Origin of the sequence: Pseudomonas sp. SWRI92, from assembly GCF_014268685.1 — a bacterium.
Lineage (GTDB): Bacteria > Pseudomonadota > Gammaproteobacteria > Pseudomonadales > Pseudomonadaceae > Aquipseudomonas > Aquipseudomonas marvdashtae.
In genome coordinates this window covers 170,689-197,163 of the sequence record NZ_JABWQY010000008.1, presented here as the reverse complement: position 1 = coordinate 197,163, position 26,475 = coordinate 170,689, and the positions used below count along the sequence as shown (strand labels likewise).

Sequence of the window (26,475 nt, the reverse complement as noted above, 5' to 3'; positions counted from 1 at the left end):
ACAACGTTGCCTACTGTCAGATGTGACAGTGACGACCGGCGGCCAAAAGGCAGGTGAATACCCATTTCCCGCCCCCTTCGGTAGGATGTGGCGAAGGTCACGGAGGCTTCAACCATGCTCATCGGCGTTTTGCTGGTCATCACCTGGCTCATCCTGCTGTTGCGCTACCCGGCCAAGGCCTTGCCGGTCTCCCTGGCGGCGTTCATCGGGCTGGGGCTGGTCGCGGCGTGGGTGCTTTGGCAGGAAAACCGCGAAACCCGGCAGCTGGATCGCCTGGATGTGCGCATTGCCTATGCGCCTGAGCGCTGCCCTGCTGATCGTCCGCTGTCGTTGAGCCTGAAAAATGGCAACGACGTGCCGTTGACCGAGCTGCACTGGCGTATAGCGGCCTACGCGCCCGGCGACACCATCAACCTGGCCGAAAACGTCTACAGCTCCCCCCGCTATCGCGGCCCTGGCGAATTGCAACCTGGCGCCGACTGGCAAGACTGCCTGCCGTTGCCGCCGTTGCGCCCCGGTTATCGCCCGCAAACGCTGGAGTTTCGTGCCGAGCGGTTGCAGGGTAGTTTTTCCAACTGATTCCATCACAACGTTACCCAAGGAAAGCGCCATGCCCGTTGCGTTGATCACCGGATGTTCCAGCGGCATCGGCCGCGCCCTCGCCGACGTCTTCAAGGCCGCCGGTTACCAAGTCTGGGCCAGTGCGCGCAGGGCTGAAGATGTGGCACTGCTCAGCGCCGCCGGGTTCACTGCCGTGCAACTGGACGTTAACGACGGCGCGGCCTTGGAACAGTTGAGTGAAAGGATCAACCAGCAACATGGCGGCCTTGATGTCCTGATCAACAACGCCGGTTATGGCGCCATGGGGCCACTGCTGGACGGCGGTGTGCCGGCCATGCAGCGCCAGTTCGAAACCAACGTGTTCGCCCTCGTCGGCGTGACCCGCGCGCTGTTTCCAGTGCTACGCCGTGCCAAAGGGTTGGTGGTGAATATCGGCAGCGTTTCCGGGGTGCTGGTCACGCCATTCGCCGGCGCCTATTGCGCCTCCAAGGCAGCGGTGCATGCCTTGAGCGATGCGCTGCGCATGGAACTGGCGCCGTTCGGCATCCGGGTGATGGAAGTCCAGCCCGGCGCCATCGCCTCCAGCTTCGCCAAGAATGCCGGTCATGAAGCCGAACGGCTGATCAGCGAACAGTCGCCCTGGTGGCCGCTGCGTGAAGGTATCCGTGCCCGGGCCAAGGCTTCCCAGGACAACCCGACCCCGGCCAGCGAATTCGCCGCAGGGCTGCTCAAAGCCGTGCAACAACCCAAACCGCCGCGCTTGTTGCGTCTGGGCAATGGCAGCCGGGCGTTGCCATTGATGGCGGCTTTGTTACCCAAGGCGCTGCTGGAGAAGGGATTGATGAAACGGTTTGGGTTGGGTCGGGCGCTTTAATCATAAAGGGGCAACGAGTTTAGGGCTGCTGTGCAGCCCAACGGGGATAAATCCCCTCGCCACAGGAGCTTTATGCAACCTCAGCGCTTAGGTTCTACCACCACCGTGCACGTCATCCCCGCCGCCAGCAACACGCCATCCGGCACCTCGTCCAGGTGAATGCGCACCGGTACCCGCTGGGCCAGGCGCACCCAGTTGAACGTGGGGTTTACGTCGGCGACCAATTCGCGGCTTTGGGGATTGTCGCGGTCGTAGATCCCCCGGGAAATACTCTCCACATGCCCCTTGAGCATCTCCCCGCTCATCATTTGCAACTGCGCAGGATCGCCAACCCGCACCTTGGGCAACTTGGTTTCTTCGAAAAAGCCATAGACCCAGAACGAATTCAGATCCACCACCGCCATCTTCGCCTCGCCGATTCGCGCGTAGTCGCCCCGGTGCACGTTGAGGTTGGTGACGTAGCCGTCCACCGCCGCGCGAACTTGCGTGCGGGCAAGGTTCAGCTCCGCGGCCTCCAGTTGCGCCTGGGCGTGCTGGTAGTCGGCCAGGGCCGAGTCGGCGAGGTTGCTGGCGTCGTCACGGTTTTCACGGGAGATCACCAGGCTGTCCAGGTCGGCACGCCTGTGGGCATTGACCTTGCGCATTTCCCAGGTGGCCTTGCGCGACGCCACCAGAGAACGGGCCTGTTTGACCGCGATGCGGTAATGCTCGGGGTCGATGCGCATCAGCAGGTCGCCCTTTTTCACCTGCTGATTGTCACGCACTGGAACCTCGACCACCTCGCCGCTGACATCGGCCGCCACGTTGATGATGTCGGCCCGCACCCGGCCATCGCGGGTCCAGGGCGTGTCCATGTAATGAACCCAGAGCGTACGACCGATCCACAGCGCCAGGGCCAGCACCAGCAACGTCGCCATCAGGCTAAAAAACTTTTTCATTGCTTCGTTCTCAACGGTAGACCGCCAGCGCCAGCGCGCCGAACAGGCAGGTAAACAGGCTCAGGCGCAGCAACGCCGGATGCCAGAAAAAACGGTACAGATCCAGCCCTGAAAGGAAACGGTCCAGCACCCAGGCCAAGCCGGCAGCGATGAAAAACATCAGGGTCATGGTGGGCATGTACACGCCATGGAAGGCGATCTCACGAGGCATGTCGAGGTTCCTGGAGCAGCGGCGCGGCGTGGGCCGACAAGGGGGATTGCGGGTCCATCAGCGAGGTCCGGATAAAGTGCAGGTAGCTTTTCACCCGGCGCAGGGCCGAGGTGTCGAAATGCGCGGCGAAAGGTTCATCAGTGGCTTGCACGCGGCTGATCGCATCGTCGACCGCCACCCGCGCACGCTCCAGATTGTTCTGGCCAGGCTGGCGGAACAGCCGCACCAGCGCTCGTCCCATCAGGCGGATCGCCTGTCGCCATGGCTGGCTTTCGGCATAGGCCGGGTGCACCGGCAGGATTGCCTGTTCCTTACGCAATTCGATGACCGCGTGGCCGACCTCCAGCACCACCAACAGCCAGCGCAACAGCTCCCGTTGCACCTGCGGCTGCCCCGCCGCGAGACCGTAGGCTTGGTGCAGCAAGTCACGGCTGCGACTCTCGAAGCCCGAGGCCAGGCCCTTGAGCTTGCCGCTGATGGCAAACACCACTTGCTCGCGCAGGTCCTGTTCGAGTCGACGCCACATCCAGCGGCTGTTGGGCGGCAGGATGATCGCGCCAGCCGCCGCGCACACCAGCATGCCGAGGATCATCGCAATGTAATCGTTGATGAAGGTGTAAGGGTTGTAGACCGTCAGGTTGTCCGGCACCGAGCCGGTGCTGAAGAAAATCAGCAGCCCCAGCCCGACGCCGGCGTATTGCGGGCGTGAACTGAGGAATGAGCCCAGCATGATCACCGGCGCCAACATCACGCAGAGCAAAGCAAAGCCGTCGATCAATGGGAAGACAAAAAACATTTCGACGAAACCGATCAACGCCCCAAACAACGTCCCACAAGCCATCTGGAACGCCATGCGCTTGGGGTTCGGCGTGGCGGCCGACAAGCCCACGGTGGCGGCAGCGATCATCGTCATGGTCGCGCCGCTCGGCCAGGCCGTGACGACCCAATAGCTGCCCAGCACCAGCAAGATAAAGGCTGCGCGAAACCCGGAAGCTGCAGCGGCCAAGCCGTTGGTCTGCGATACGAAGGGCTCGTCCCAGCGTTCGCGTTCGTGGCGATGATCGGCCAGCGACGCATGGGTCTGGGCGTAGCCGTGCAAGTCGTCGACAAAGCGATAGAGCAGCTCGTAGGCCGTATGGAAATCCAACTGCTGCGCATCACTGGGATCCGTCTCTTGGAAGAGCGCCCGCAACCGGCGCACCAAGGCCGGCAAGTCGGCCTTGTAGTCAGCCAGTGCCGCCGCCAGACGCGCCGCATCGGCATCGGTCAAGGCCCGCGCGCTGAAGCCATCGAGCAATTCGGCCAGCGTCTGCAAACCGGGTTTGATGGCGTTTACCACGTGATCCGCCCGGGCCTCGCGCAAACGTTCGAGCAACTGGTGCAAGGCATTGAAACGCGTGGTGACGCCCATGAACTCACTGTTCAAGCGGCTGAGCCGGCCGTTGCGCCGACGCATGTGCGGATCCTCGAAGACAGTCACGCTGCGCAGGCTTTCCAGGCCCACCGCTTCGGCGATGAAACCAACGTTGCGCGCCTCGAATGCCTCGGGCTGGCTGCGCCCGCGCAAGCCATCGGTGACGAACAGGGCGAATACGCCGAAGCGCTGATAAAGCGCGTTGCGCATGGCGGCGCTCGCGGTTTGCGGCAGGACCGCGGCGCTGACCAAGGTCGCACAGAGAATCCCCAAGGAAATCTCCAGTACCCGCCAGACCGCCGCCATGAACGCCGCTTCTGGATGGGCCAGGGCCGGCAGGCCGATCATTGCCGCGGTGTAGCCTGCCAGCACAAACCCGTAGGCCCGGAAATTGCGATAGCGCGCCGCCCCCGCCGAGCAGATTCCGACCCAGATTGCCAGGCAGCCGAGGAACAGTTCGGTGTTCTGTGCGAACAAGGCGATCAGCGCGACCATCACCGCCGAACCGGCCAAGGTGCCGAGCAAGCGATAGAAGCTTTTGGCCAATACCTGGCCGCTCTGGGGCTGCATGACGATGAACACCGTGATCATGGCCGTGCGCGGTTGTGGCAGTTCCAGGCGCATTGCCAGCCATAACGTCAGGAACGCGGCCAACAACACTTTGAAGATGTAGACCCAGGTCACTCCGTCGCTACGGGCCCAGTCGAAGAAACCACGGCGCCATTCGAGGCGATGGAGCCGGCGCAAGGGGGCACGTAGAGTCCTCATGAAATGTCTATTTGGCACCGTGGCTCACATCAGGCACGTCGCTGCCAGCCTCCAACCCGCCACCCAGCGCCGTCACCAGATCGGCATGAGCAGTCAATCTCGCGGCTTCTACTTGCTGAAGTACCTGTTGTTGCTTGAATAACAGGCTCTGGGCGTTGAGCACATTGAGGTAATCGGTGAGGCCACGCTGGAACGCCACCATGGCGATGTCGTAGGTGCGCTGGGCGGCGGCCACCGACTCGGCGGCGAAAGCCTGTTGCTTGTCCATCGATTCGCGGCGAATCAACTGGTCGGAAACGCTCTTGAGGGCATCCACCAGGGTCTGGTTGTAGTGCGCCACGGCGATGTCGTGACCCGCCGCGGCTTCTCCCAACGCTCCACGCAAGCGCCCTGCGTCAAAGATCGGCAGCGAGATGGCCGGCCCGACGTTGTAGGTGAGTTTCTTGCCGGTCAGAAACTCCAGCGCCCCGCCGCCGGTAGCCATGTAGCCGAGGCTGCCAACCAGATCGACATTGGGATAAAAACCGGCCCGCGCCACATCGACGCCACGGGCCTGGGCCGCCACTTGCCAGCGCGCGGCAACCACATCCGGGCGCTGGCCGAGCAGTTCGGCGGGCAACGCCGACGGCAGTTTCAACGGAGCCCCCAGCGCCAGGCTCGGCCGTTGCAGGGACGCGCCGTCTCCCGGCCCCTTGCCTGCGAGCGCCGCCAGTTGATTGCGGCTCAAGGCGATGGCTTCTTCGAGGGCGTCGAGTTGGCGATGGGTTTCGGGCAACGGCGCCTGGGCCTGGCTGACTTCAAAATGGGTGCCGATGCCGCCGTCCAGGCGTTTTTGCGCCAGTTGCCGAATCTGCTCCTGTTGAGCGAGCGTCGCGGCGACGATGTCGCGCTGGGCGTAGTGCAGCGAAAACTGGATATAGGCGCGCACAATGTTGTTCTGCAACTCCAACTGCGCCTGCCGCGCCTCGGCGACGCTGGTGTGGGCCAGATCGACAGCCTGCTCGCTGGCGTTGCGCTCGCGCCCCCATAAATCCAAGGCGTAGCTCAGGCCCAGGGCGGCGTTGTTGTCCCAGGTAGTGGTATCGGCCAGCTCGCCGGGGCCATAGAATTGATCGGTCGGCCAGTTGTGGCGCTTGAGGGTGGACTGGGCATTGATCTGCAGCGACTCGGCGGCTTGCGCGACACCGGCCATGGCCTTGGCCTGCCGCACTCGGGCGGCGGCCATGGCCAGGCTCGGGCTGTCTTGCACGGCCAAAGCGATCCAGCGATCCAGTTGCGAGTCGCCATAGGACTTCCACCATTGACGGGTGGGCCAGCGGGCCTCGCCGGCGGCCTGGCGAATCGCTTCATCGGTCGCCAGTTGGTTGGCCGACAGCGCCTTGCCTTGCGGCGCAATCCCTCCCGTGCCGATGCAACCGCCGAGGGTCAACGTCAAAACCCAAACACTGAGAGTCTTCAGCTCTGTGCTGATGCAACGCGGCACTGGCGCAAATTCCTGGAGGGAGAAGGTCGGGGACCTGTGGAAACGCAGCGGACCGCACCACAGTGGCGGCAATTCTAGGCATCGCCTCCAACGGCGATAAGCCGACCTTTCTGTGATTCTTTGTTACCGTTAACGTGATAATCCGTAAGTCGGGGTCCCGTAGCGTTGTAACTTCATGTCACAATTTGGCACCTCCCAAGAGAGCCCTCCATGGACACTTTGCAAAACATGCGCGCGTTCAGCTGTGTGGCCGAAGCCGGCAGCTTCACCGCTGCCGCCGCGCAACTGGACACCACCACGGCCAACGTCTCGCGTGCGGTTTCCAACCTCGAAGCCCACCTGCAAACCCGCCTGCTCAACCGCACCACGCGCCGCATTGCGCTGACCGAGGCGGGTAAACGCTATCTGCTGCGTTGCGAGCAGATCCTGGCGTATGTCGAAGAAGCAGAAGCCGAGGCCAGCGACGCCCACGCGCGACCTGCCGGGCAGTTGAAGGTGCACACCATGACCGGCATCGGCCAGCACTTCGTGATCGACGCCATCGCTCGCTACCGCAAGACCCATCCGGACGTGACCTTCGACCTGACCCTGGCCAACCGCGTGCCAGACATCCTCGACGAGGGCTACGACGTCTCCATCGTCCTCGCCAGCGAGCTGCCGGATTCAGGTTTCGTCTCCCAGCGCCTGGGCATCACTTACAGCATCGTTTGTGCGTCGCCCGCCTATGTGAAGGCCAGCGGCTGTCCGCAAAAACCCAGCGACCTGCTCAACCACGCCTGCCTGCGCCTGGTCAGCCCGGTCATTCCGCTGGAGAAATGGGTGTTCGACGGCCCGGAAGGCCAGGAAATGGTCACGGTCAGCAATTCACCCTTCCTGGTGAATTCCGCCGATGCCATGAAAACCGCCATTACCAGCGGCATGGGGGTAGGTGTATTGCCGGTGTACGCCGCCATCGAAGGCTTGCGCAACGGCACGCTGGTGCGGGTCATGCCCAACTATCGCTCTCAGGAACTGAACCTGTACGCCATCTATCCTTCGCGCCAGTACCTGGACGCGAAGATCAAGACGTGGGTCGAGTACTTGCGAGGTTCGCTGCCGGAGATCCTGGCGGCGCACCAGGCCGAACTGACGGCGTATGAGTTGAGTGCAAGCCTGACAGGCACCCGGGTCGTGAACTGAATCGAGAATCGTGCCTGGAGAATATCAGCGCTTGCCCATCGAACGACGCGTCCCGGGAGGCGCCGCGCCGGGGGTCTTGGTGTGACCGTTCTTCGCGCCGTTCTTGTACCAGGGCTGTTGCCCGGCACCTTTGGCCGCTGCCAGTTCGCCGGGTTTGAACGGGAACTTGAAGGTCGGGATCGCCGCCGTGGCGCTTTCAGCGCTGCCACTTTCGCTGTTGGCCAGGTCAGCCTGGTCGTCGCTCGTGAGTTCGTCCACGGGCGAAGGTGTCGGGGAAGTCATGTAAGGCTCCGGTAAAGCGGGTATGCCGGGCTCGGTGAGTGAGCCGCGAAACGCAACAGTATACCTGCCCGCTATCGCCGCGCACCGGGCAGATTCAATCGAAACTGACCGTCTGACAGCAAGCCGGGACAAAACTGACAGCCGTGACAGCTAGCCGTCACCTTCCGGACGGGCTCACAACGCTATATAAGAAAGCCAGGAATTCCTCCGTCCCGAACCGGCGTTTCACGTTCATGCCTATCCAGAAAAAAACCGTCCTGCTTGTCGTGCTGTTGATCGCCCTGGCCGCCCTCGGCCTCTGGTTTGCCATCAAGCCCGTCGCCACCCGACCCAGCGCGTCCGTCGCCGTACCGGTGAGGGTCGTCAGCGTGATTGAAAAGGACGTGCCGCGCTTTGCCAGCGGTATCGGCACGGTGCTGTCGCTGCACAGCGTGGTGATCCGCCCGCAGATCGACGGCATCCTCACCCGGCTGCTGGTCAGGGAAGGACAACTGGTCAAGAAGGGAGACCTGCTGGCGAACATCGATGATCGTTCGATCCGCGCCAGCCTCGACCAGGCCCGCGCCCAACTCGGCGAGAGCCAGGCGCAACTGGCCGTGGCCCAGGTCAACCTCAAGCGCTATAAATTGCTGAGTGTCGATGACGGCGTATCCAAACAGACCTACGACCAGCAACAAGCGTTGGTCAATCAGCTCAAGGCCTCTGCCCAAGGCAACCAGGCGGCCATCGACTCGGCGCAGGTGCAACTGTCCTATACCCAGATCCGCTCCCCGGTGACCGGTCGCGTCGGCATTCGCAACGTCGATGAAGGCAACTTCCTGCGAACCAGCGATACCGAAGGCTTGTTCACGGTGACGCAGATCGACCCGATTGCGGTGGAGTTTTCCTTGCCCCAGCAGATGTTGCCCACCTTGCAACGGCTGATCGCCGCCCCCGACCAAGCCTTGGTCAAAGCCTACATCGGCGCCGATGACGCCACCGGGGACCCACTCGGCGAGGGGCGGCTCAGCCTCATCGACAACCAGATCAATACCAACACCGGGACCCTGCGGGCCAAGGCTGAATTCAATAACGCCGCGCAACGGCTGTGGCCGGGGCAACTGGTCACCCTGAAAATCCAGACAGCCATCGAAAAAGGCGCCCTGGTGGTGCCGCCCACCGTGGTCCAGCGCGGGCTGGAGCAACACTTCGTGTACCGGGTCAAAGGCGACAAGGTGGAAAGCGTGCCGGTAGAAATGGTCTACCAGGACAGCGGCATGCACATCATCAAAGGGGTGAACGCCGGCGACCAATTGGTGAGCGACGGCCAGTCACGGCTCAAGCCCGGCGCCAGCGTCCAGGTGCTCGGCGATCCGCCCGCCCTCGCCAAGACCGGGCAGGCGCAGCCATGAAGGGCCGCGGCTCGATATCGGCGTGGTGCATCGACCACCCCATCGCCACGGTGCTGCTGACATTCGCCCTGGTGTTGCTGGGGTTGATCGCCTTCCCTCGCCTGCCCGTCGCGCCGTTGCCCGAGGCGGAGTTCCCGACTATCCAGGTCAGCGCCCAGTTGCCTGGGGCCAGTCCCGAGACCATGGCTTCGTCGGTGGCGACCCCGCTGGAAGTGCAATTCAGCGCCATCCCGGGCATCACCCAGATGACCTCCAGCAGCGCGTTGGGCTCGACCAACCTGACCCTGCAATTCAGCCTCGACAAAAGCATCGACACCGCGGCCCAGGAAGTCCAGGCGGCCATCAACACCGCCGCCGGCAAGCTGCCCAACGACATGCCGAACCTGCCGACCTGGCGTAAGGTCAATCCGGCCGACAGCCCGGTGCTGATCCTCAGCATCAGCTCCGACCTGATGCCAGGCACCGAGCTGAGTGATTACGTCGAAACCCTGCTCGCCCGCCAGATCAGCCAGATCGACGGCGTCGGGCAAATCTATATCACCGGCCAGCAACGCCCGGCGATTCGGGTCCAGGCCTCGGCCGACCGACTCGCGGCCATCGGCCTGACCCTGGCCGACCTTCGCCTGTCCCTCCAGCAAGCCAGCCTCAATCTTGCCAAGGGTGCGCTGTACGGAGCGTCGAGCATTTCCACGCTGTCCACTAACGACCAGTTGTTCAAGCCCGAAGAATACGGCGAATTGATCGTTTCCTACCGGGACGGCGCGCCGGTTCACCTCAAGGACATCGCCAAAGTCGTCAACGGTTCTGAAAACGCCTACGTCCAGGCCTGGTCCGACGATCAGCCCGGGGTCAACCTGGTCATCTTCCGCCAACCGGGAGCGAACATCGTCGAGACCGTCGACCGCATCCAGGCGGCCCTGCCGACTCTGGAAGCGATGTTGCCCGCCGCGGTGCAGGTCAAGGTGATGATCGACCGTACGCAGACCATTCGGGCGTCGCTGCACGAAGTGGAAATCACCTTGGTGATCGCGGTGCTGCTGGTGGTGGCGGTGATGGCACTGTTCCTGCGCCAGCTCTCGGCGACCCTGATTGTCTCGGCGGTGCTCGGGGTGTCGTTGATCGCCAGTTTTGCCCTGATGTACGTGATGGGATTCAGCCTGAACAATTTGACCCTGGTGGCCATCGTCATCTCGGTGGGGTTCGTGGTGGACGACGCCATCGTCGTCGTGGAAAACATCCACCGACACCTGGAAGCCGGCGACGGCATGCGCGAGGCGGCGATCAAGGGAGCTGGGGAAATCGGCTTCACCGTGGTTTCCATCAGCTTCTCGCTGGTCGCGGCGTTCATCCCGCTGTTGTTCATGGGCGGCGTGGTCGGCCGTCTGTTCAAGGAGTTCGCCCTGACGGCCACCTCGACCATCCTGATTTCGGTGGTGGTGTCCCTGACACTGGCACCAACCCTGGCGGCGCTGTTCATGCGCGCCCCGACGCACCATGTTCACGCCAAGCCCGGGTTCGGCGAACGTCTGCTGGGTTGGTACGAGCGGGGCTTGCGCAAGGCCCTCGCCCACCAGAAGCTGATGATCGGCGTGTTCTGCCTGACCTTGGCGCTCGCGGTGGTGGGCTACGTGTTCATTCCCAAGGGTTTCTTCCCGGTACAAGACACCGGCCTGGTGCTGGGCACCAGCGAAGCGGCCGCCGACGTGTCGTTCCCGGACATGGTGGCCAAGCACAAGGCCCTGGCCGAGATCGTCGCCGCCGACCCGGCGGTGCAGACTTTCTCCCACTCCGTCGGCGTCTCGGGCAACAACCAGACCATCGCCAACGGCCGCTTCTGGATCGCCCTCAAGCCCCGGGGCGAGCGCGATGTCTCGGCCAGCGGCTTCATCGACCGGATCCGTCCAAAATTGCTGAAGATTCCCGGCGTCGTGCTGTACCTGCGGGCAGGGCAAGACATCAACCTCAGCTCCGGCCCCAGCCGCGCCCAGTATCAATACGTGCTCAAGAGCAATGACGGACCGACCCTCAACGCCTGGACCCAGAAACTCACCGACAAGCTGCGCGGCAACCCGGCGTTCCGCGACATCTCCAACGACCTGCAACTGGGCGGCAGCATCACCCACATCAATATTGACCGCAGTGCGGCGGCGCGTTTCGGCCTGACCGCCACCGATGTCGACCAGGCGCTGTACGATGCGTTCGGCCAGCGCCAGATCAATGAATTCCAGACCGAGACCAACCAGTACAACGTAATCCTGGAGCTCGACACCGCGCAACGGGGCAAGGCCGAAAGCCTGGCGTATTTCTACCTGCGCTCGCCACTGAGCGGGGAAATGGTCCCGCTCTCGGCCCTGGCCCGCTTCGATGCGCCCACCAACGGCCCGCTGTCGATTGCCCATGACGGCATGTTCCCGGCGGCGAACCTGTCGTTCAACCTGGCGCCTGGGGTGGCGCTGGGCGATGCGGTGCGCCAGCTCGACCAGGCCAAGAACGAGATCGGCATGCCCGCCGCCATCACCGGTAATTTCCAGGGCGCGGCCCAGGCGTTTCAAAGTTCGCTGGCGAGCCAGCCGTGGCTGATCCTCGCCGCGCTGATGGCGGTGTACATCATCCTCGGCGTGCTCTACGAGAGTTTCGTGCACCCGCTGACGATCATCTCTACCTTGCCCTCGGCCGGCCTTGGCGCGCTGATCATGCTCTGGCTGCTGGGCCAGGACTTTTCGATCATGGCGTTGATCGGGCTGGTGCTGCTGATAGGCATCGTCAAGAAGAACGGCATCCTGATGATCGACTTCGCCCTCGACGCCCAACGCAATGGCGGGATGACGCCGCAGGAAGCGATTTTCCAGGCCTGTCTGACCCGCTTCCGTCCGATCATCATGACCACCCTGGCTGCCCTGCTCGGTGCCCTGCCGCTGATGCTCGGCTACGGCGCTGGCGCGGAACTGCGCCAGCCCCTGGGCATCGCGGTGGTTGGCGGCCTGCTGGTAAGCCAGGCGCTGACGTTGTTCACCACGCCGGTCATATACTTGTGGCTCGAGCGACTGTTCCATCGGCCCGCCCAGCATCCAGGGCCGGCGCCGACGGCGGCGCTGGCAAGCACAGACCACTGAGGCGGGCCCATGCGCGTTCTGATCATCGAAGACGAAGAAAAAACCGCTGACTACCTGCACCGCGGCCTGACAGAACAGGGCTACACCGTGGATGTGGCGCGGGACGGCGTCGAAGGGCTGCACCTGGCCCTGGAAAGCGATTACGCGGTGATCGTGCTCGACGTCATGCTGCCAGGGCTGGATGGCTTTGGCGTGCTGCGTGCCTTGCGCGCCCGCAAGCAGACGCCGGTGATCATGCTCACCGCCCGCGAACGGGTCGAAGACCGCATCAAGGGCCTGCGCGACGGTGCCGACGATTACTTGGGCAAACCCTTCTCCTTCCTTGAACTGGTGGCCCGCCTGCAAGCCCTGACTCGCCGCAGCGGCGGCCATGAACCGGTGCAGGTCAGCATCGCCGACCTGTGGATTGACCTGATCAGCCGCAAGGCCACCCGCGCCGGCCAGCGCCTGGACCTGACCGCCAAGGAGTTCTCGCTGCTCAGCGTCCTGGCCCGCCGCCAGGGCGAAATCCTCTCGAAAACCGCCATTGCCGAAATGGTCTGGGACATCAACTTCGACAGCGACGCCAACGTCGTCGAAGTGGCGATCAAACGGCTACGGGCCAAGCTCGACGGGCCGTTCGAACAGAAATTGCTGCACACCATTCGCGGCATGGGTTACGTGCTGGAGAACCGAGGTGAGTAACAGCATCGCACTGCGCCTGAGCGGCATGTTCACGCTGGTGGCGGCGCTGGTGTTCCTGCTGATTGGCGGCGCCCTGTACCAGCAGGTCGAAAAAGGCCTGGGCCTGTTGCCGGAAGCCGAACTCGATGCCCGCTACAGCGTGCTTGAATCCACCGTCGGGCGTTTCGGCACGCCCGAGCACTGGGTGAAAATCGGCAACAAACTGCGCTTGCTGGGCGAAGAAGACAAGCGCATCCATTTTTGGATCGTCAGCGGCGACCCGCGCTTTGAATACGGCAACCCAGCCCCTCAGGTCCGCGCCGTTGCCCAAGGCCCGCTGGGCAAGCACGACCTTGTATTGCCCGACCGGCATTATCCGATGAAGGTCCTGGTGAGCCAGTTCCCGGCCAAGGACCAGCGTCCGCCGTTGCGGTTCATGATCGGCATCGACACCGAGACCTTCTACCAGACCCAACATCATCTGCTGGTGGCGCTGGTGAGCCTGGCGTGTATCGGCGTTCTGCTGGCTTCCTTGCTGGGCTATTGGGTTGCGCGCATCGGCCTCAAGCCCCTCATCAAGTTGTCCGATGAAGCCCAGCGCCTGGCCCCACCCCGCCTCTCCGGACGCTTGCGCTTGTCGCCGTTGCCGCCGGAACTCAGCCAGTTCGTCAGTTCGTTCAATGCCACCCTCGATCGCGTGGAACAGGCGTACTCCCGGCTCGAGTCGTTTAACGCCGATGTTGCCCACGAACTGCGCTCGCCGCTGACCAACCTGATCGGCCAGACCCAAGTGGCGCTGACCCGCGGGCGTTCGGCCGAACATTACTTCGAAGTGCTGCAATCGAACCTCGAAGAACTGGAGCGGCTGCGCTCGATCATCAACGACATGTTGTTCCTGGCCAGCGCGGACCAGGGCAGCAAGGCCACCAAGCTGACCACCACCTCCCTGGCCGACGAGGTGGCAACCACTCTCGATTACCTCGACTTCATCCTGGAAGACGCCCAGGTCCAGGTTCGCGTCAGCGGCGACGCACAAGCCACGATCGAAATCGCCCACCTGCGCCGGGCGCTGATCAACCTGCTCAGCAACGCCGTGCAGCACACCGCGCCCGGACAAGTGATCGATGTGCAGATTGAAGTCCTCGGCGACCAGGTCTGCCTTGGCGTCACCAACCCCGGCGAGCCGATCGCTGGCGAGCACCTGCCGCGCCTGTTCGAGCGCTTCTACCGGGTCGATGCCTCCCGCAGCAACAGCGGCGCCAACCACGGGCTCGGCCTGGCCATCGTCAAGGCGATTGCGCTGATGCATGGCGGTGATGTGTTCGTGCGCAGCGACCGGGGCGCAAACACCTTCGGCATCCGTTTGCCGGCCTGAAATAAGCCACGATGTGCATTGCTCAATTCCAGTCCCACAAGCACAATCTTGCAAAAGGCCAGCATTGTCTGATGCCAGTCATCCGCGGTTGAAGATGAGCAGCCTATGGGAAGGATCCCAGTCACATGACAATGCAGATCGGAATCATGAACGCGAGCAGTGCAACACCCGGCAAGACCCCCCTTTCGATACGTTCGGAACGGGTACTCGTATTGGCCAGCTCGCTGGTTGTGATTGCCATCCTGAGTATCGTGACGTTCCTGCTGATCCGGGAACACGCCAGCGCCCAACAGGCGGCGACGCGGGCGGCGAGCAACATCGTGCAGCTGATCGACGCCGACGTGCTGCGCAACGTTGAACTCTACGACCTGTCCCTGCGAGGCTTGATTGCCGCCGCAAAGCGCGACGACCTGAAAGAGGTTTCGCCAACGATCCGCCATCTCGCCCTGTTCGACCGCGCCACCGCCGCGCCCTACAAAGGTGACATCCTGCTGCTGGACAAGCGTGGCGATGTGATCGCCGATTCCGCCTCGGTCGAACCACGTAAAGGCAACTACGCCGATCGGGAATATTTCCAGTCCCACCTTCCGGACCCCAACCCGGGCATGAAGATCAGCCGCCCGTTCCGGGCCAGGAGCCAACCGCACGATTGGCGCATCAGCTTCAGCTATCGGTTGAGCGATGACCGGGGCGATTTCATGGGCGTGGCCGAGGCAGCGATGCGCCTGGGCTACTTCAGCCAACTGTTCAAAAGCCTGAACATCGGTCACGGCGGAACGGTCAACCTGGTCAGCCGTGACGGCATCCTGCTCGCGCAGGAACCACCGCTGGCCGAAGACATGATTGGCAAGGATTTCAGCAATCGGCCGAATTTCGTGCGCATCCTGCGTGAAGGCGATGGCAGCTTCACCAGCGTGTCGAGCGTAGATCAGACGCAACGTCTCTACACCTTTTCCCAGGTAGGCGACTTGCCTTTGATAGTCGTCGTCGCGCTCTCCTCCCAGGAAGTCTTCGCTTCATGGAAACGCACGGCGTTGGTGGTCAGTGGCGCCACGGGCGCGCTGTGCATCACCTTGCTCTGGCTCACGTGGTTGCTGCGCCGGGAATTGCGACGCCGCCACCACGCCGAACGGGAGCTGGCGCAACTGGCATCCGTCGATCCGCTGACAGGCCTGGCCAACCGTCGGACCCTGGACCAGACGCTGCATCTGGAATGGCTGCGTGCGCAACGCTCCGGCCAGCCGCTGTCGGTCCTGATGATCGATGCAGACCACTTCAAGGCGTTCAACGATCGCCTTGGCCACCAACGTGGCGACGAGGCCTTGCGCGCCCTGGCGCAACTGATCGCCGAGCATGTTCGGCGACCGGCCGACCTGGCTGCGCGCTACGGGGGTGAGGAATTTTCGGTGGTGCTGCCGGAAACCACCACAGCCGGAGCGTTCATCATGGCGCAGAACATTCGTGAAGCGGTGGAGCAGCTGCCTGGCGACATGCCCATGACCGTCAGCATCGGCATCGCCACCTGGGCCCAGGGGCCGTACAGCGAACTGGAACAACTGCTGCTCGCCGCCGACAAGGCGCTTTACCAGGCCAAGGCCAGCGGGCGTAACCGGGTTGTTTGCGCGATGTAAGACAGCCCAAAAGCGCTCATGCCCTGAACCCGGCCATAAAAAAGGGCCACCCGAAGGCAGCCCTTAAAAACTAGAGAGGTTTTTTTGCTTACACGGCCGCTACAGGGCGCATGTAAGAGATTGGCGCGGTGCTGGCGTCTTCGAACGTCACGACTTCCCAAGCGTCTTTCTGCTCAATCAACTTGCGCAGCAGCTGGTTGTTCAGTGCGTGGCCGGACTTGAAGCCCCTGAACTCACCAATCAGGCTATTGCCCAGCAGGTAGAGGTCGCCGATTGCATCGAGAATCTTGTGCTTGACGAATTCGTCTTCGTAACGAAGACCGTCTTCGTTCAAGACACCGTCGGAATCGACCACGATCGCGTTTTCAACACTGCCGCCGAGTGCGAGGTTGTGCTTGCGCAGGTACTCGATGTCACTCATGAAACCAAAGGTACGGGCGCGGCTGACTTCTTTTACGAACGAAGTGCTGGAAAAATCCACGCTTGCACTTTGGGTGCGGTCACGGAAAACCGGGTGATCGAAATCGATCTCGAAGCTCACCTTGAAACCTTCGAAAGGGACGAAAGTGGCGCGCTTGTCGCCGTCTTCCACTGTCACTTCCCGCAGGATGCGGATGAACTTCTTGGCCGCGTCCTGTTCTTCCAGGCCAGCCGATTGAATCAGGAATACAAAGGGTCCGGCACTGCCATCCATGATCGGGACTTCGGACGCGGAGAGCTCGACGTAGGCGTTATCGATGCCCAGGCCAGCCATGGCCGAGAGCAAATGCTCCACCGTGTCCACTTTGACGTCACCGTTGACCAATGTGGTCGACATAGTGGTTTCGCCAACGTTTTCCGCGCGAGCAGGAATCTGCACCACAGGGTCGAGGTCGGCACGACAAAACACAATGCCGGTGTCGACAGGCGCAGGCTTGAGGGTCAAATAGACCTTCTCGCCGGAGTGCAGGCCGACACCTGTGGCACGGATAATATTCTTCAGGGTGCGTTGTTTAATCATGGCATGGGCCGCTTCAGCGCAAATTGCGAACTGGTATCAACAAAGGCTGGCGATGATAGCAGACCAGACCTTTGCTGAACACCAATCACCCGTATACCCCTGATACATTCCATCAATCGGCCTGACGACGCAGGAATGCCGGGATGTCCAGGTAATCCAGATCGTCTTGCGGATTCATCTTCGCGGCAGTCGCAGTACCGGCCTGGGCCTGGTTGCGCATGACGGTCGGACGGTCCAGGTCACGGTAGTTCACCGCCGGTGCTTCCTGACGGGAGGACACTTGTTGTTGCGGTTGCGAAGCCATGGAGGTGTGAACGGTATTGTCGATGACCTTTACCGGCTTCTCGATTTTTGCGCCCAGGCCCGTGGCAACCACGGTAACGTGCAACTCGTCGCGCATGTCCGGATCGATAACGGTACCGACCTTGACCATTGCGTGCTCGGAAGCGAAGGCTTCGATGATGCTACCCACGTCGGAGTACTCACCCAGGGACAGGTCAGGACCGGCGGTGATGTTCACCAGGATGCCGCGCGCACCTTGCAGGTTCACGTCTTCGAGCAACGGGTTGCGGATGGCCGCTTCGGTGGCCTCGCGTGCACGGTTCGGACCGCTGGCGCAGCCAGTGCCCATCATCGCCATGCCCATTTCGCTCATGACAGTCCGTACGTCGGCAAAGTCGACGTTGATCATGCCAGGACGCTTGATGATGTCGGAGATACCGCGAACGGCACCGGCCAGTACATCGTCAGCCTTGGCGAAAGCCGACAAGAGGCTTGCGTCTTTACCGAGGATGGTCAGCAGCTTCTCGTTGGGGATGGTGATCAACGAGTCGACGCTTTCAGACAGCAGACGGATACCTTCGTCGGCGATCTGCATACGCTTGCGGCCTTCGAAAGGGAACGGACGAGTCACCACCGCAACGGTGAGGATCCCCATTTCCTTGGCCACTTCGGCAATGATTGGCGCCGCACCGGTACCGGTACCGCCGCCCATGCCCGTGGTGATGAACACCATGTTGGTGCCTTGCAGGACTTCAGCAATGCGCTCACGGTCTTCGAGAGCGGCCTGACGACCCACTTCAGGGTTGGCGCCAGCGCCAAGTCCCTTGGTCACGCCAGTGCCCAATTGCAGGATGGTCCGTGCGCCGATGGATTTCAGCGCCTGGGCATCAGTGTTGGCGCAGATGAACTCAACGCCTTCAATGTTGCTCTTGACCATGTGGTTGACAGCGTTGCCGCCGCCGCCGCCGACACCGATTACTTTGATAACCGGGCTAGCGGGGATGTTGTCTACGAGTTCAAACATGTTCCCTCTCCTTACATTCTCTAGTTTTTTTTCGCCTACTGCGTTTGTTGCGTCTTCCAGCGCCAAGCCTGAAACCTGCCGCGTGAAGCTTTGATACTGTTTAAAAGTTGCCTTTAACCCAAGCCTGGAGCCGCTCGAAAAGCGGCGCTTTCGGCTCGTCGGTGCTGTAGCTGTCACGGCTGCCGATCCCCGAGAACGAAATCCCGTCGGATTGCTTTTGCAGGCCATACATCAACAGGCCCACGCCGGTGGAATAGATCGGGTTGCGGACCACGTCATCCAGGCCCTTGACGCCATGGGGCACGCCCAGGCGCACCGGCATGTGGAAAATCTCCTCGGCCAGTTCGACCGCGCCTTCCATCTTCGACGTACCGCCGGTCAGCACGATGCCGGCCGGGATCAAGTCTTCGTAGCCGCTGCGGCGCAGCTCGGCCTGGATCAGCGTGAACAGCTCGTCGTAACGCGGCTCGACCACCTCGGCCAAGGCCTGGCGCGACAGTTCGCGCGGTGGACGGTCGCCGACGCTTGGCACCTTGATGGTTTCACCGGCGCCGGCGAGTTTCGCCAGGGCGCAGGCGTAGCGGATCTTGATTTCCTCGGCGTACTGGGTCGGGGTGCGCAACGCCATGGCGATGTCGTTGGTCACCTGGTCGCCAGCAATCGGAATCACGGCCGTGTGGCGGATCGCGCCTTCGGTGAAGATCGCGATGTCGGTGGTGCCGCCGCCGATGTCCACCAGGCACACGCCCAGTTCTTTCTCGTCGTCGGTCAACACCGAGTAGGCCGAAGCCAGTTGCTCGAGGATGATGTCGTCGATTTCCAGGCCGCAGCGGCGCACGCATTTTTCAATGTTCTGTGCAGCGTTCACGGCGCAGGTCACCACGTGGACCTTGGCTTCGAGGCGCACGCCGGACATGCCCAGCGGCTCGCGCACGCCTTCCTGGTTATCGATCACATAATCCTGCGGCAGGGTGTGCAAGACACGCTGGTCGGCCGGAATCGCCACCGCTTGGGCTGCGTCGAGCACGCGCTCAAGGTCGGCGGAGCTGACTTCGCGATCACGAATCGCCACGATGCCGTGGGAGTTCAGGCTGCGGATGTGATTGCCCGCGACGCCGACGAACGCCGAGTGGATCCGGCAACCGGCCATCAGCTGCGCTTCTTCGATGGCGCGCTGGATCGATTGCACGGTGGACTCGATGTTCACCACCACGCCTTTCTTCAAGCCACGGGACGGGTGTGTACCGATCCCGACGATGACCAGCGTGCCGTCGTCCGCGACCTCGCCTACCAGCGCAACCACCTTGGAAGTGCCGATATCCAGACCGACGATCATTTTTCCGCTTTGCACGTTTGCCATGGGTCCTGCCTCTTCTTAATTCTTCGCGACAGCGGGTTCGGCCGTCGTCGGCGCTACAGGTTCCCGCCAGCCAACAGCAAGGCCGTTGGCGTAGCGCAGATCGATGCGCGCGATGTTCGTAATCTGTTCTTTGAGCGTCTTGTCATAGATGGCAATGAAGCGGCGCATCTTTTCCACCAGGTTGCCGCGACCGAGCAACAGCTCGATGCCCGGCCCCGAGCTGCCCGCGCCAGTGGTCAGGAACCAACTGCCGCGCTCTCGCAGTTCCAGGCGTGCGATGGAGAAGCCCAGCGGCCGCAACATCTGACTCAACACCTGGTATTGCTGCATCACTTTCTGCTGAGCCCTTTGAGGCCCGAACAGTTGTGGCAAATGTTCGTAGTTCGCCAGTTCCCGTGGCGTGAACGCCTGGCCCTGGTTGTTCAACAGCGACTCGTCGCCCCAACGGGCCACTGGCAATTGTTCTTCCAGGCGAATCGACACCTGGTCGGGCCACACCCGCCGCACTTCGGCGTGGGCGATCCAAGGCATCTGCTCCAGCTCCGTGCGCATGCCGGCCAGGTCGATGGTGAAGAAGCTCGACGCGACGAACGGCGCGATCCGCTGTTGCACCGCCTGCTGGCTGATGTAGCTCAGGTCGCCCTGGACGTTGATCCGGGCGATTGGCCGGTCGGCATAAGGCAGCAAGCGTTGTGCGCCTTCATACGTACCGAACCCCAACGCCACCAGCAGCACCGGCCAGAACAAGCTCTTGAGAAAACCAAAATTGGCTTTCGGCAAGCGCGCCGACATCGGCTCTTTGGCCACCATTCGGCTGGCACCCCGCGGCACCGGCTTGCGACCGGGTGCGGATGGCTGATGACGAAGCGATGCGCCTTGCATGGCTTAACCTCTTGGCTCTTGATTGCCGACACTGGCGGCCAGGATCGACAGCACCAGTTGCTGGAAATCCAGACCGGCGGCACGGGCCGCCATCGGTACCAGGCTGTGATCGGTCATGCCGGGGGCGGTATTGACTTCCAGGAACCAGAACTGCCCATCGGCGTCCTGCATCACGTCCGCCCGGCCCCAACCGGCGATACCCAGCGCCTCACAGGCCTTGGCCGTGAGGTCCATCAATTGCTTTTCCTTGTCGGCATCCAGCCCGCAGGGAATGCGGTACTGGGTGTCATTGGCGATGTACTTGGCGTCGTAGTCGTAGAACGTGTGGGGCGTGCCCAACGCGATCGGGGGCAACACCTGGTCACGCAGGGTGGCGATGGTGAACTCCGGACCGGTGATCCACTGTTCGACCAATACTTGCGAATCGTAGGAACTGGCGTCCTTCCATGCGGCGGTCAACTCAGGCAGCGAATTCACTTTCGCCATGCCGATACTTGAACCTTCATGGGCCGGTTTGACGATCAAGGGGAAGCCCAGTTCCGTCGCCGCCGAAATACAATCGGCCTCGCTCGCCAGCACGGCGTGACGCGGCGTCGGAATGCCGAGGCTGTGCCAGACCTGCTTGGTGCGCAGCTTGTCCATCGCCAGGGCGGAAGCGAGGATGCCGCTGCCGGTGTAAGGGATGCCCAAGCACTCGAGCAGACCCTGCATGCTGCCGTCTTCGCCGCCGCGACCGTGGAGAATGATGAACGCGCGGTCGATCTTTTCGCTCAGCAGGCGCTGCAGGAAATCGTCGCCCACGTCGATACCGAACGCGTCGACACCGGCGCTTTGCAAAGCGAGCAGCACGGCATTGCCGGACTTGAGGGACACCTCGCGCTCGGCGCTCTTGCCACCGAACAGCACGGCCACGCGGCCGAAGGCTTTCGGGTCCAGGGTCGAGACCAGGTTGGCGTAGGCAGCAGTCATTTCAGTTTCCCCTCGCTGGAGGCCACGATTGCCCCAGCGAATAACGGACTATTCAACAGTTTCGGGGCCAGGCCACCGATGTCACCAGCACCCTGGCAAAGCAGGATGTCGCCGGCGCGCAGCAGCGGCTTGACCAGCGGCGCGAGGTCCACGCCGCGCTCGATGTAGATCGGGTCCAACTGACCGCGCTGGCGGATGCTGTGGCACAACTGGCGGCTGTCAGCGCCCGGGATCGGCTCTTCGCCGGCCGGATAGACTTCCATCAGCAGCAGCACGTTGGCGTCGGCCAGCACCTGGACGAAATCGTCGTACAGGTCGCGAGTGCGGCTGTAGCGGTGCGGCTGGTAGACCATCACCAGACGCCGTTCCGGCCAGCCACCGCGCACGGCCTTGATCACCGCCGCGACTTCGGTCGGGTGGTGGCCATAGTCGTCCACCAGCATCACGTTGCCGCCGTCCACCGGCAATTCGCCGTAGACCTGGAAGCGTCGGCCCACGCCCTGGAACCCGGACAGGCCCTGGACGATGGCCTCATCGCTGACGCCTTCGTCGGTGGCGATGCAGATCGTGGCCAAGGAATTGAGCACGTTGTGGTTGCCGGGCATGTTCACCGACACGTCCAGCGGTTCGCGATCGGGACGCAGCACGGTGAAGAACGTCTGCATGCCCTGCTGGCGCACGTTGATGGCGCGCACGTCGGCGTCTTCGCCAAAGCCGTAGGTCACGGTCGGGCGCTTGATCAGCGGCAGGATTTCACGCACCACCGGATCGTCCAGGCACACCACCGCCAACCCGTAGAACGGCAGGTTGTGCAGGAACTCGACGAAGGTTTTCTTCAGTTTGTTGAAGTCGCCGTCGTAGGTCGCCATGTGATCGGCGTCGATGTTGGTGACCACGGCCACCAGCGGTTGCAGGTGCAGGAAACTCGCATCGCTCTCGTCGGCTTCGGCGATCAGGTAGCGGCTGGTGCCCAATTGGGCGTTGGTGCCCGCGGCGTTCAGACGGCCACCGATTACAAACGTCGGGTCCAGACCACCGGCGGCGAACACCGAGGCGATCAGGCTGGTGGTGGTGGTCTTGCCGTGGGTGCCGGCGACGGCAATGCCGTGGCGGTAGCGCATCAGCTCAGCCAGCATCTCCGCCCGTGGCACCACGGGAATACGGCGCTCCAGTGCGGTGGCGACTTCCGGGTTGGAGGTGTTCACGGCGCTGGACACCACCAGCACGTCGGCGTTAGCGGCGTTCTCGGCACGGTGGCCGATGAAGATCTGCGCGCCGAAAGATTCCAGGCGCTCGGTGACCGGGGAAGCTTTCAGGTCGGAACCAGACACTTCGTAACCCAGGTTCAACAGCACTTCGGCAATCCCGCACATGCCCACACCGCCGATCCCGACGAAGTGGATACGGCGGATACGGCGCATTTCCGGTTGTGGCATGGCTTTGCGATTCTCAACCATGGGCCACCTCCAGGCAGGTATCGACCACTTGGGCGGTGGCATCGGGTTTGGCCAAGCGGCGTGCGGCGCGGGCCATGTCTTCGAGTGTTTGCGGCTGCATCAAGACCTCTGTCAGGCGCGCGGCAAGATCCGCGGCGCCAGTCGTTCTTTGTGGCATCAGGAAGGCAGCGCCTTCACGGGCCAAATAATCGGCGTTGCGGGTCTGGTGATCGTCGATGGCGTGGGGCAAAGGCACCAGCATCGAGGGCAGACCGGCGGCAGCCAGTTCACTGACGGTGAGCGCGCCTGCGCGGCAGACCACCAGGTCGGCCCAGCCATAGGCTTGGGCCATGTCTTTGATGAACGGCTGCACTTGCGCCTCGACGCCGGCGGCGCGATAGCGTTCGGCGGTCACTTCATCGTGGTTTTTGCCAGCCTGGTGAAATACCTCCGGGCGCAGTTCGGGAGCGACCTGCGACAGGGCTTCGGGCAGCAATTTGTTCAACGGCTCTGCGCCCAGGCTTCCGCCCAGGATCAGCAAACGCGCCTTGCGTCCGGCCAGGGCCGGGCGCGGTGTATCGAGGAACAGCTCCGTGCGCACTGGATTACCGGTGGTGCGACGGCTGCCCGACAGGGTAAAGGTGTCGGGGAAGGCTTCACAGACCCGAGCGGCCAATGGCACCAGTAACCGATTGGCGGTACCGGCTACGGCGTTCTGCTCGTGAACGATCACCGGCACACCGGCCAATTTCGCCGCGACGCCACCCGGGCCGGTCACATAACCACCGAATCCGACGACACAGACCGGCCGCAGCCGACGAATGATCGCCCGCGCCTGCCAGATCGACTTGAGCAGCATCAGCGGTGCCTTGAGCAGCGACAGCTTGCCCTTGCCCCGCAGGCCGCTGGCATTGATCCGATGGAGCTCCAGGCCCGCGGCCGGCACCAGTTCATTCTCGATGCCCCGTGGCGTGCCCAGCCAGTGCACGGTATAGCCGCGCGCCTGGAATTCCCGGGCACAGGCCAGCGCCGGGAACACATGCCCACCGGTACCGCCCGCCATGATCAGCACGTTAGCGCCCATGAGTCGGCTCCTCGGCGAAGTCGCTCTCTTGGAATTCCATCTCTTCGCTGCCCAGATGCGTGCGACTCTCCCACTCGATACGCAGCAACAAGCCAAGACAGGCGCAGCAGATCACCAGGGAGCTACCGCCATAACTGAGGAACGGCAGCGTCAGACCCTTGGTCGGCAACAGGCCGACATTCACGCCGATGTTGATCAGGAACTGGCCGATCCACAGGAATGACAAGCCATACGCCACGTACGCGGCAAAAAACTGCTTGGCCTTCTCGGCCCACAAGCCAATGTACATGCCGCGCACGCAGACGAAGACGAACAGCGCGACGGTCAGCAGCGAGCCGACCACGCCCAACTCTTCGGCGAGGACCGAGAACACGAAGTCGGTGTGGGCTTCCGGCAGGTAGAACTGCTTCTGCACGCTGTTGCCCAGGCCGACGCCCAACCATTCGCCGCGCCCGAAGGCGATCAGCGCCTGCGTCAATTGATAGCCGGAACCGAACTGATCGGCCCATGGGTCGGTGAAGGTGATCAAACGCGCCATCCGGTAAGGCTGCGCCTGAACCAGCACGGTCACCGCGCCGACCGCCAGCGCCACCATCAGGGTGAAACGGAACAGCCCGACACCGCCCAGGAACAGCATCGCCGCCGCCGCCCCCATCATTACTACAGTGGCGCCGAAGTCCGGTTCCATCAGCAGCAGGCCGGCCATCGGCAGCAGCACGATGAAAGGCTTGAAGAAACCCATCCAGCTTTCGCGGACTTCTTTCTGGCGACGCACCAGGTAACCGGCGAGGTAAATCACCACGAACACCTTGGCGATTTCCGAAGGCTGCACGTTGAAAAAACTGAAACCGATCCAGCGCATGGAGCCGTTGACCTCGCGGCCAATGCCCGGCACCAGCACCATCACCAACAGGCCGAAGGCACCGAGCAGCATTAGCCAGCCCAAGCGCTGCCAGGTAGCGATCGGCACCATCATGGTGACAATGCACGCGCCCAGCCCGATCACCAGGTAAATCAGGTGGCGGATCATGTGGTAAAGGGTGTTGCCCGACTGCACGGCGGCCACTTCCGACGACGCGGAGGTGATCATCACCAGGCCCAGGCCGAGCAAGGCCAGGCAACCGGCGAGCATCGGGAAATCCAGGTCGATGCCACGGCCGGTGATCAACGGCGACGGGTACGGCTTGATGATGTTCATCAGGTTCATGCCAAGTCCTCCGCGGCCCGGGCGAACAGCTGCCCGCGCTCTTCGTAGTTCTTGAACATGTCGAAACTGGCGCAGGCCGGAGACAACAGCACCGCATCGCCTGGGTGCGCGAGGGCACGGCATTGCTGTACCGCCTCGTCCAACGAATCAACGCGAACCAACGGCACGGCATCGCCGAGGGCCTGGGCGATCAATTCCCGGTCGCGGCCCATCAGCACCACGGCGCGGCAGTTGACCGCCACTGGATCGCGCAGATCCTTGAAATCGGCGCCCTTGCCGTCGCCACCGGCGATCAGCACCAGCTTGCCATCGATGTCCGCGCCCAGGCCTTCGATGGCGGCCAGCGCGGCGCCGACGTTGGTGGCCTTGGAATCGTTGTACCAGGCCACGCCATCCAGGTCGCGTACCCACTGGCAGCGGTGCTCGAGACCGGCGAAGCTGCGCAGGGCCGAGAGCATGGCGTCGAACGGCAGCCCGACCGCGTGCCCAAGGGCCAAGGCCGCGAGTGCATTGGCCTGGTTGTGGGCGCCACGAATCTTCAGTTCGCGCACCGGCATCAGGTTCTGGAATTCGAAGGCCAGGTATTTCTCGCCGTTCTCTTCGCGCAAACCGAAGCCTTTGAAATCCGGAACGCCGAGGCCGAAGGTCCAGCAAGGCAGCCCTTCGCTCATCAACGGCCGTGTCAGCGCGTCCTGCCGATTGAATACCACCTGCCGCGCGCCACGGAAGATCCGGTGCTTGGCCAGGTGATAGGCCGGCAGGCCGCTGTACCGGTCCATGTGGTCTTCGCTGATATTGAGCACAGTCGCCACTTCGGCGCCCAGGTCATCAGTGGTTTCGAGCTGGAAGCTCGACAGTTCCATCACGTACAGCTCGACGTCGTCGCTGAGCAGGTCCAGCGCCGGGGTGCCGAGGTTGCCGCCGACGGCGACGCGCTTGCCGGCCGCAGCCGCCATTTCACCCACCAGGGTGGTGACGGTGCTCTTGGCGTTGGAACCACTGATGGCAACGATCGGTGCCTTGGCATTGCGGGCGAACAACTCGATGTCGCCGGACAATTTCACGCCACGGGCGGCGGCAGCCTGCAGGGCCGGGGTCGCCAGGGCCAGGCCGGGGCTCACGTAGAGCTCATCGGCACGGCACAGGAACTCGACGTCCAGCTCGCCACAACGCACGTCCACCTGAGGATAGTCACGACGCAGCGTGGCCAGCTCAGGCGGATTTTCCCGCGTATCGGCCACGGCGAACGACACGCCCCGGTTCGCCAGGAAGCGAACCAGGGACATGCCGCTCTTGCCGAGGCCGACAACGATGCGGAAGTGGTCAGAAGCGATCAGGGACACTCGTT

The 26,475-nt window shown here is 62.8% G+C and carries 22 protein-coding genes; 8 read left to right on the top strand and 14 right to left on the bottom strand.

The window, feature by feature from the left end; translation table 11 throughout:
* The first annotated feature begins 114 nt into the window (after positions 1-114).
* Positions 115-579, top strand: coding sequence for a multidrug transporter (locus tag HU762_RS15230; RefSeq protein ID WP_186638383.1), 465 nt, complete (start codon positions 115-117; stop codon positions 577-579).
* A gap of 31 nt (positions 580-610) precedes the next feature.
* The gene (locus HU762_RS15225; RefSeq protein ID WP_186638382.1) at positions 611-1,435 is read left to right on the top strand and encodes an SDR family oxidoreductase; all 825 of its coding nucleotides are present in this window, start codon (positions 611-613) and stop codon (positions 1,433-1,435) included.
* A gap of 80 nt (positions 1,436-1,515) precedes the next feature.
* On the opposite strand, the gene HU762_RS15220 is transcribed toward HU762_RS15225, so the two are convergent.
* The 4 genes from HU762_RS15220 to HU762_RS15205 are packed head-to-tail and all read right to left on the bottom strand — an operon-like array spanning position 1,516 to position 6,249.
* Positions 1,516-2,373 (bottom strand): HlyD family secretion protein, encoded by an 858-nt coding sequence (locus HU762_RS15220; RefSeq protein WP_186638381.1) that lies wholly within the window; start codon positions 2,371-2,373, stop codon positions 1,516-1,518.
* 10 nt (positions 2,374-2,383) lie between these two features.
* Complete coding sequence (locus HU762_RS15215; RefSeq protein ID WP_186638379.1) at positions 2,384-2,584, bottom strand: DUF1656 domain-containing protein; 201 nt, start codon at positions 2,582-2,584, stop codon at positions 2,384-2,386.
* A complete protein-coding gene (locus tag HU762_RS15210) occupies positions 2,574-4,766 on the bottom strand; it encodes an FUSC family protein (RefSeq protein ID WP_186638377.1) in 2,193 nt (730 codons plus the stop codon). The genes HU762_RS15215 and HU762_RS15210 overlap by 11 nt, the downstream gene beginning before the upstream one ends.
* Positions 4,767-4,773: 7 nt before the next feature.
* The gene (locus HU762_RS15205) at positions 4,774-6,249 is read right to left on the bottom strand and encodes an efflux transporter outer membrane subunit (protein ID WP_186638373.1); all 1,476 of its coding nucleotides are present in this window, start codon (positions 6,247-6,249) and stop codon (positions 4,774-4,776) included.
* A 210-nt stretch (positions 6,250-6,459) separates the two neighbouring features.
* Here HU762_RS15205 and HU762_RS15200 point away from each other — a divergent pair, with 210 nt between their 5' ends.
* Complete coding sequence (locus HU762_RS15200; protein ID WP_186638370.1) at positions 6,460-7,428, top strand: LysR family transcriptional regulator; 969 nt, start codon at positions 6,460-6,462, stop codon at positions 7,426-7,428.
* Between the two features lie 24 nt (positions 7,429-7,452).
* On the opposite strand, the gene HU762_RS15195 is transcribed toward HU762_RS15200, so the two are convergent.
* Positions 7,453-7,710, bottom strand: a complete 258-nt coding sequence (locus HU762_RS15195; RefSeq protein ID WP_186638367.1) for a hypothetical protein — start codon at positions 7,708-7,710, stop codon at positions 7,453-7,455.
* A gap of 233 nt (positions 7,711-7,943) precedes the next feature.
* Between HU762_RS15195 and HU762_RS15190 the strand changes: the two genes are divergently transcribed.
* The 5 genes from HU762_RS15190 (at position 7,944) to HU762_RS15170 (ending at position 15,883) form a co-directional block, all read left to right on the top strand.
* Positions 7,944-9,101 (top strand): efflux RND transporter periplasmic adaptor subunit, encoded by a 1,158-nt coding sequence (locus tag HU762_RS15190; RefSeq protein ID WP_186638364.1) that lies wholly within the window; start codon positions 7,944-7,946, stop codon positions 9,099-9,101.
* Positions 9,098-12,214, top strand: coding sequence for a multidrug efflux RND transporter permease subunit (locus tag HU762_RS15185; RefSeq protein ID WP_186638362.1), 3,117 nt, complete (start codon positions 9,098-9,100; stop codon positions 12,212-12,214). Before HU762_RS15190 ends, HU762_RS15185 begins: the two co-directional genes overlap by 4 nt.
* Before the next feature lie 9 nt (positions 12,215-12,223).
* Positions 12,224-12,898, top strand: coding sequence for a heavy metal response regulator transcription factor (locus HU762_RS15180; RefSeq protein WP_186638360.1), 675 nt, complete (start codon positions 12,224-12,226; stop codon positions 12,896-12,898).
* Positions 12,891-14,252: a heavy metal sensor histidine kinase gene (locus HU762_RS15175; protein ID WP_346656870.1), complete on the top strand. Its 1,362-nt coding sequence runs from the start codon at positions 12,891-12,893 to the stop codon at positions 14,250-14,252. The genes HU762_RS15180 and HU762_RS15175 overlap by 8 nt, the downstream gene beginning before the upstream one ends.
* Before the next feature lie 146 nt (positions 14,253-14,398).
* Positions 14,399-15,883 (top strand): sensor domain-containing diguanylate cyclase, encoded by a 1,485-nt coding sequence (locus tag HU762_RS15170; protein WP_186638428.1) that lies wholly within the window; start codon positions 14,399-14,401, stop codon positions 15,881-15,883.
* An 88-nt stretch (positions 15,884-15,971) separates the two neighbouring features.
* Here HU762_RS15170 and lpxC read toward each other — a convergent pair whose 3' ends face one another.
* From lpxC to murD, 9 genes are all read right to left on the bottom strand, one after another.
* Positions 15,972-16,883: a UDP-3-O-acyl-N-acetylglucosamine deacetylase gene (gene lpxC, locus HU762_RS15165; RefSeq protein WP_186638357.1), complete on the bottom strand. Its 912-nt coding sequence runs from the start codon at positions 16,881-16,883 to the stop codon at positions 15,972-15,974.
* Between the two features lie 112 nt (positions 16,884-16,995).
* Positions 16,996-18,189: a cell division protein FtsZ gene (gene ftsZ, locus HU762_RS15160; protein WP_135847083.1), complete on the bottom strand. Its 1,194-nt coding sequence runs from the start codon at positions 18,187-18,189 to the stop codon at positions 16,996-16,998.
* Between the two features lie 100 nt (positions 18,190-18,289).
* The gene (ftsA, locus tag HU762_RS15155) at positions 18,290-19,549 is read right to left on the bottom strand and encodes a cell division protein FtsA (protein WP_186638354.1); all 1,260 of its coding nucleotides are present in this window, start codon (positions 19,547-19,549) and stop codon (positions 18,290-18,292) included.
* Positions 19,550-19,564: 15 nt separating this feature from the next.
* Complete coding sequence (locus tag HU762_RS15150; protein WP_018606096.1) at positions 19,565-20,431, bottom strand: cell division protein FtsQ/DivIB; 867 nt, start codon at positions 20,429-20,431, stop codon at positions 19,565-19,567.
* 3 nt (positions 20,432-20,434) lie between these two features.
* Entirely contained in the window at positions 20,435-21,400 is a 966-nt protein-coding gene (locus HU762_RS15145) for a D-alanine--D-alanine ligase (RefSeq protein WP_186638351.1), read from the bottom strand.
* Positions 21,397-22,857, bottom strand: coding sequence for a UDP-N-acetylmuramate--L-alanine ligase (gene murC, locus HU762_RS15140; RefSeq protein WP_186638348.1), 1,461 nt, complete (start codon positions 22,855-22,857; stop codon positions 21,397-21,399). Before murC ends, HU762_RS15145 begins: the two co-directional genes overlap by 4 nt.
* A complete protein-coding gene (gene murG, locus HU762_RS15135) occupies positions 22,850-23,920 on the bottom strand; it encodes an undecaprenyldiphospho-muramoylpentapeptide beta-N-acetylglucosaminyltransferase (RefSeq protein WP_186638345.1) in 1,071 nt (356 codons plus the stop codon). Before murG ends, murC begins: the two co-directional genes overlap by 8 nt.
* Positions 23,910-25,121 (bottom strand): putative lipid II flippase FtsW, encoded by a 1,212-nt coding sequence (gene ftsW, locus HU762_RS15130; protein WP_186638427.1) that lies wholly within the window; start codon positions 25,119-25,121, stop codon positions 23,910-23,912. The genes murG and ftsW overlap by 11 nt, the downstream gene beginning before the upstream one ends.
* A 2-nt stretch (positions 25,122-25,123) precedes the next feature.
* The gene (gene murD / locus HU762_RS15125; protein ID WP_186638343.1) at positions 25,124-26,470 is read right to left on the bottom strand and encodes a UDP-N-acetylmuramoyl-L-alanine--D-glutamate ligase; all 1,347 of its coding nucleotides are present in this window, start codon (positions 26,468-26,470) and stop codon (positions 25,124-25,126) included.
* Positions 26,471-26,475: the final 5 nt, after the last annotated feature.

What these genes read in the sequence shown, in the direction of transcription:
- ftsZ (WP_135847083.1), bottom strand. Translation starts at nt 18,189, where the DNA reads ATGTTTGAACTCGTAGACAACATCCCCGCTAGCCCGGTTATCAAAGTA.
- HU762_RS15210 (WP_186638377.1), bottom strand. Translation starts at nt 4,766, where the DNA reads ATGAGGACTCTACGTGCCCCCTTGCGCCGGCTCCATCGCCTCGAATGG.
- ftsA (WP_186638354.1), bottom strand. Translation starts at nt 19,549, where the DNA reads ATGGCAAACGTGCAAAGCGGAAAAATGATCGTCGGTCTGGATATCGGC.
- murC (WP_186638348.1), bottom strand. Translation starts at nt 22,857, where the DNA reads ATGGTTGAGAATCGCAAAGCCATGCCACAACCGGAAATGCGCCGTATC.
- HU762_RS15185 (WP_186638362.1), top strand. Translation starts at nt 9,098, where the DNA reads ATGAAGGGCCGCGGCTCGATATCGGCGTGGTGCATCGACCACCCCATC.
- lpxC (WP_186638357.1), bottom strand. Translation starts at nt 16,883, where the DNA reads ATGATTAAACAACGCACCCTGAAGAATATTATCCGTGCCACAGGTGTC.
- HU762_RS15145 (WP_186638351.1), bottom strand. Translation starts at nt 21,400, where the DNA reads ATGACTGCTGCCTACGCCAACCTGGTCTCGACCCTGGACCCGAAAGCC.
- HU762_RS15190 (WP_186638364.1), top strand. Translation starts at nt 7,944, where the DNA reads ATGCCTATCCAGAAAAAAACCGTCCTGCTTGTCGTGCTGTTGATCGCC.
- HU762_RS15215 (WP_186638379.1), bottom strand. Translation starts at nt 2,584, where the DNA reads ATGCCTCGTGAGATCGCCTTCCATGGCGTGTACATGCCCACCATGACC.
- HU762_RS15180 (WP_186638360.1), top strand. Translation starts at nt 12,224, where the DNA reads ATGCGCGTTCTGATCATCGAAGACGAAGAAAAAACCGCTGACTACCTG.
- HU762_RS15220 (WP_186638381.1), bottom strand. Translation starts at nt 2,373, where the DNA reads ATGAAAAAGTTTTTTAGCCTGATGGCGACGTTGCTGGTGCTGGCCCTG.
- HU762_RS15225 (WP_186638382.1), top strand. Translation starts at nt 611, where the DNA reads ATGCCCGTTGCGTTGATCACCGGATGTTCCAGCGGCATCGGCCGCGCC.
- HU762_RS15230 (WP_186638383.1), top strand. Translation starts at nt 115, where the DNA reads ATGCTCATCGGCGTTTTGCTGGTCATCACCTGGCTCATCCTGCTGTTG.
- murG (WP_186638345.1), bottom strand. Translation starts at nt 23,920, where the DNA reads ATGGGCGCTAACGTGCTGATCATGGCGGGCGGTACCGGTGGGCATGTG.
- HU762_RS15150 (WP_018606096.1), bottom strand. Translation starts at nt 20,431, where the DNA reads ATGCAAGGCGCATCGCTTCGTCATCAGCCATCCGCACCCGGTCGCAAG.
- HU762_RS15200 (WP_186638370.1), top strand. Translation starts at nt 6,460, where the DNA reads ATGGACACTTTGCAAAACATGCGCGCGTTCAGCTGTGTGGCCGAAGCC.
- HU762_RS15195 (WP_186638367.1), bottom strand. Translation starts at nt 7,710, where the DNA reads ATGACTTCCCCGACACCTTCGCCCGTGGACGAACTCACGAGCGACGAC.
- HU762_RS15170 (WP_186638428.1), top strand. Translation starts at nt 14,399, where the DNA reads ATGAACGCGAGCAGTGCAACACCCGGCAAGACCCCCCTTTCGATACGT.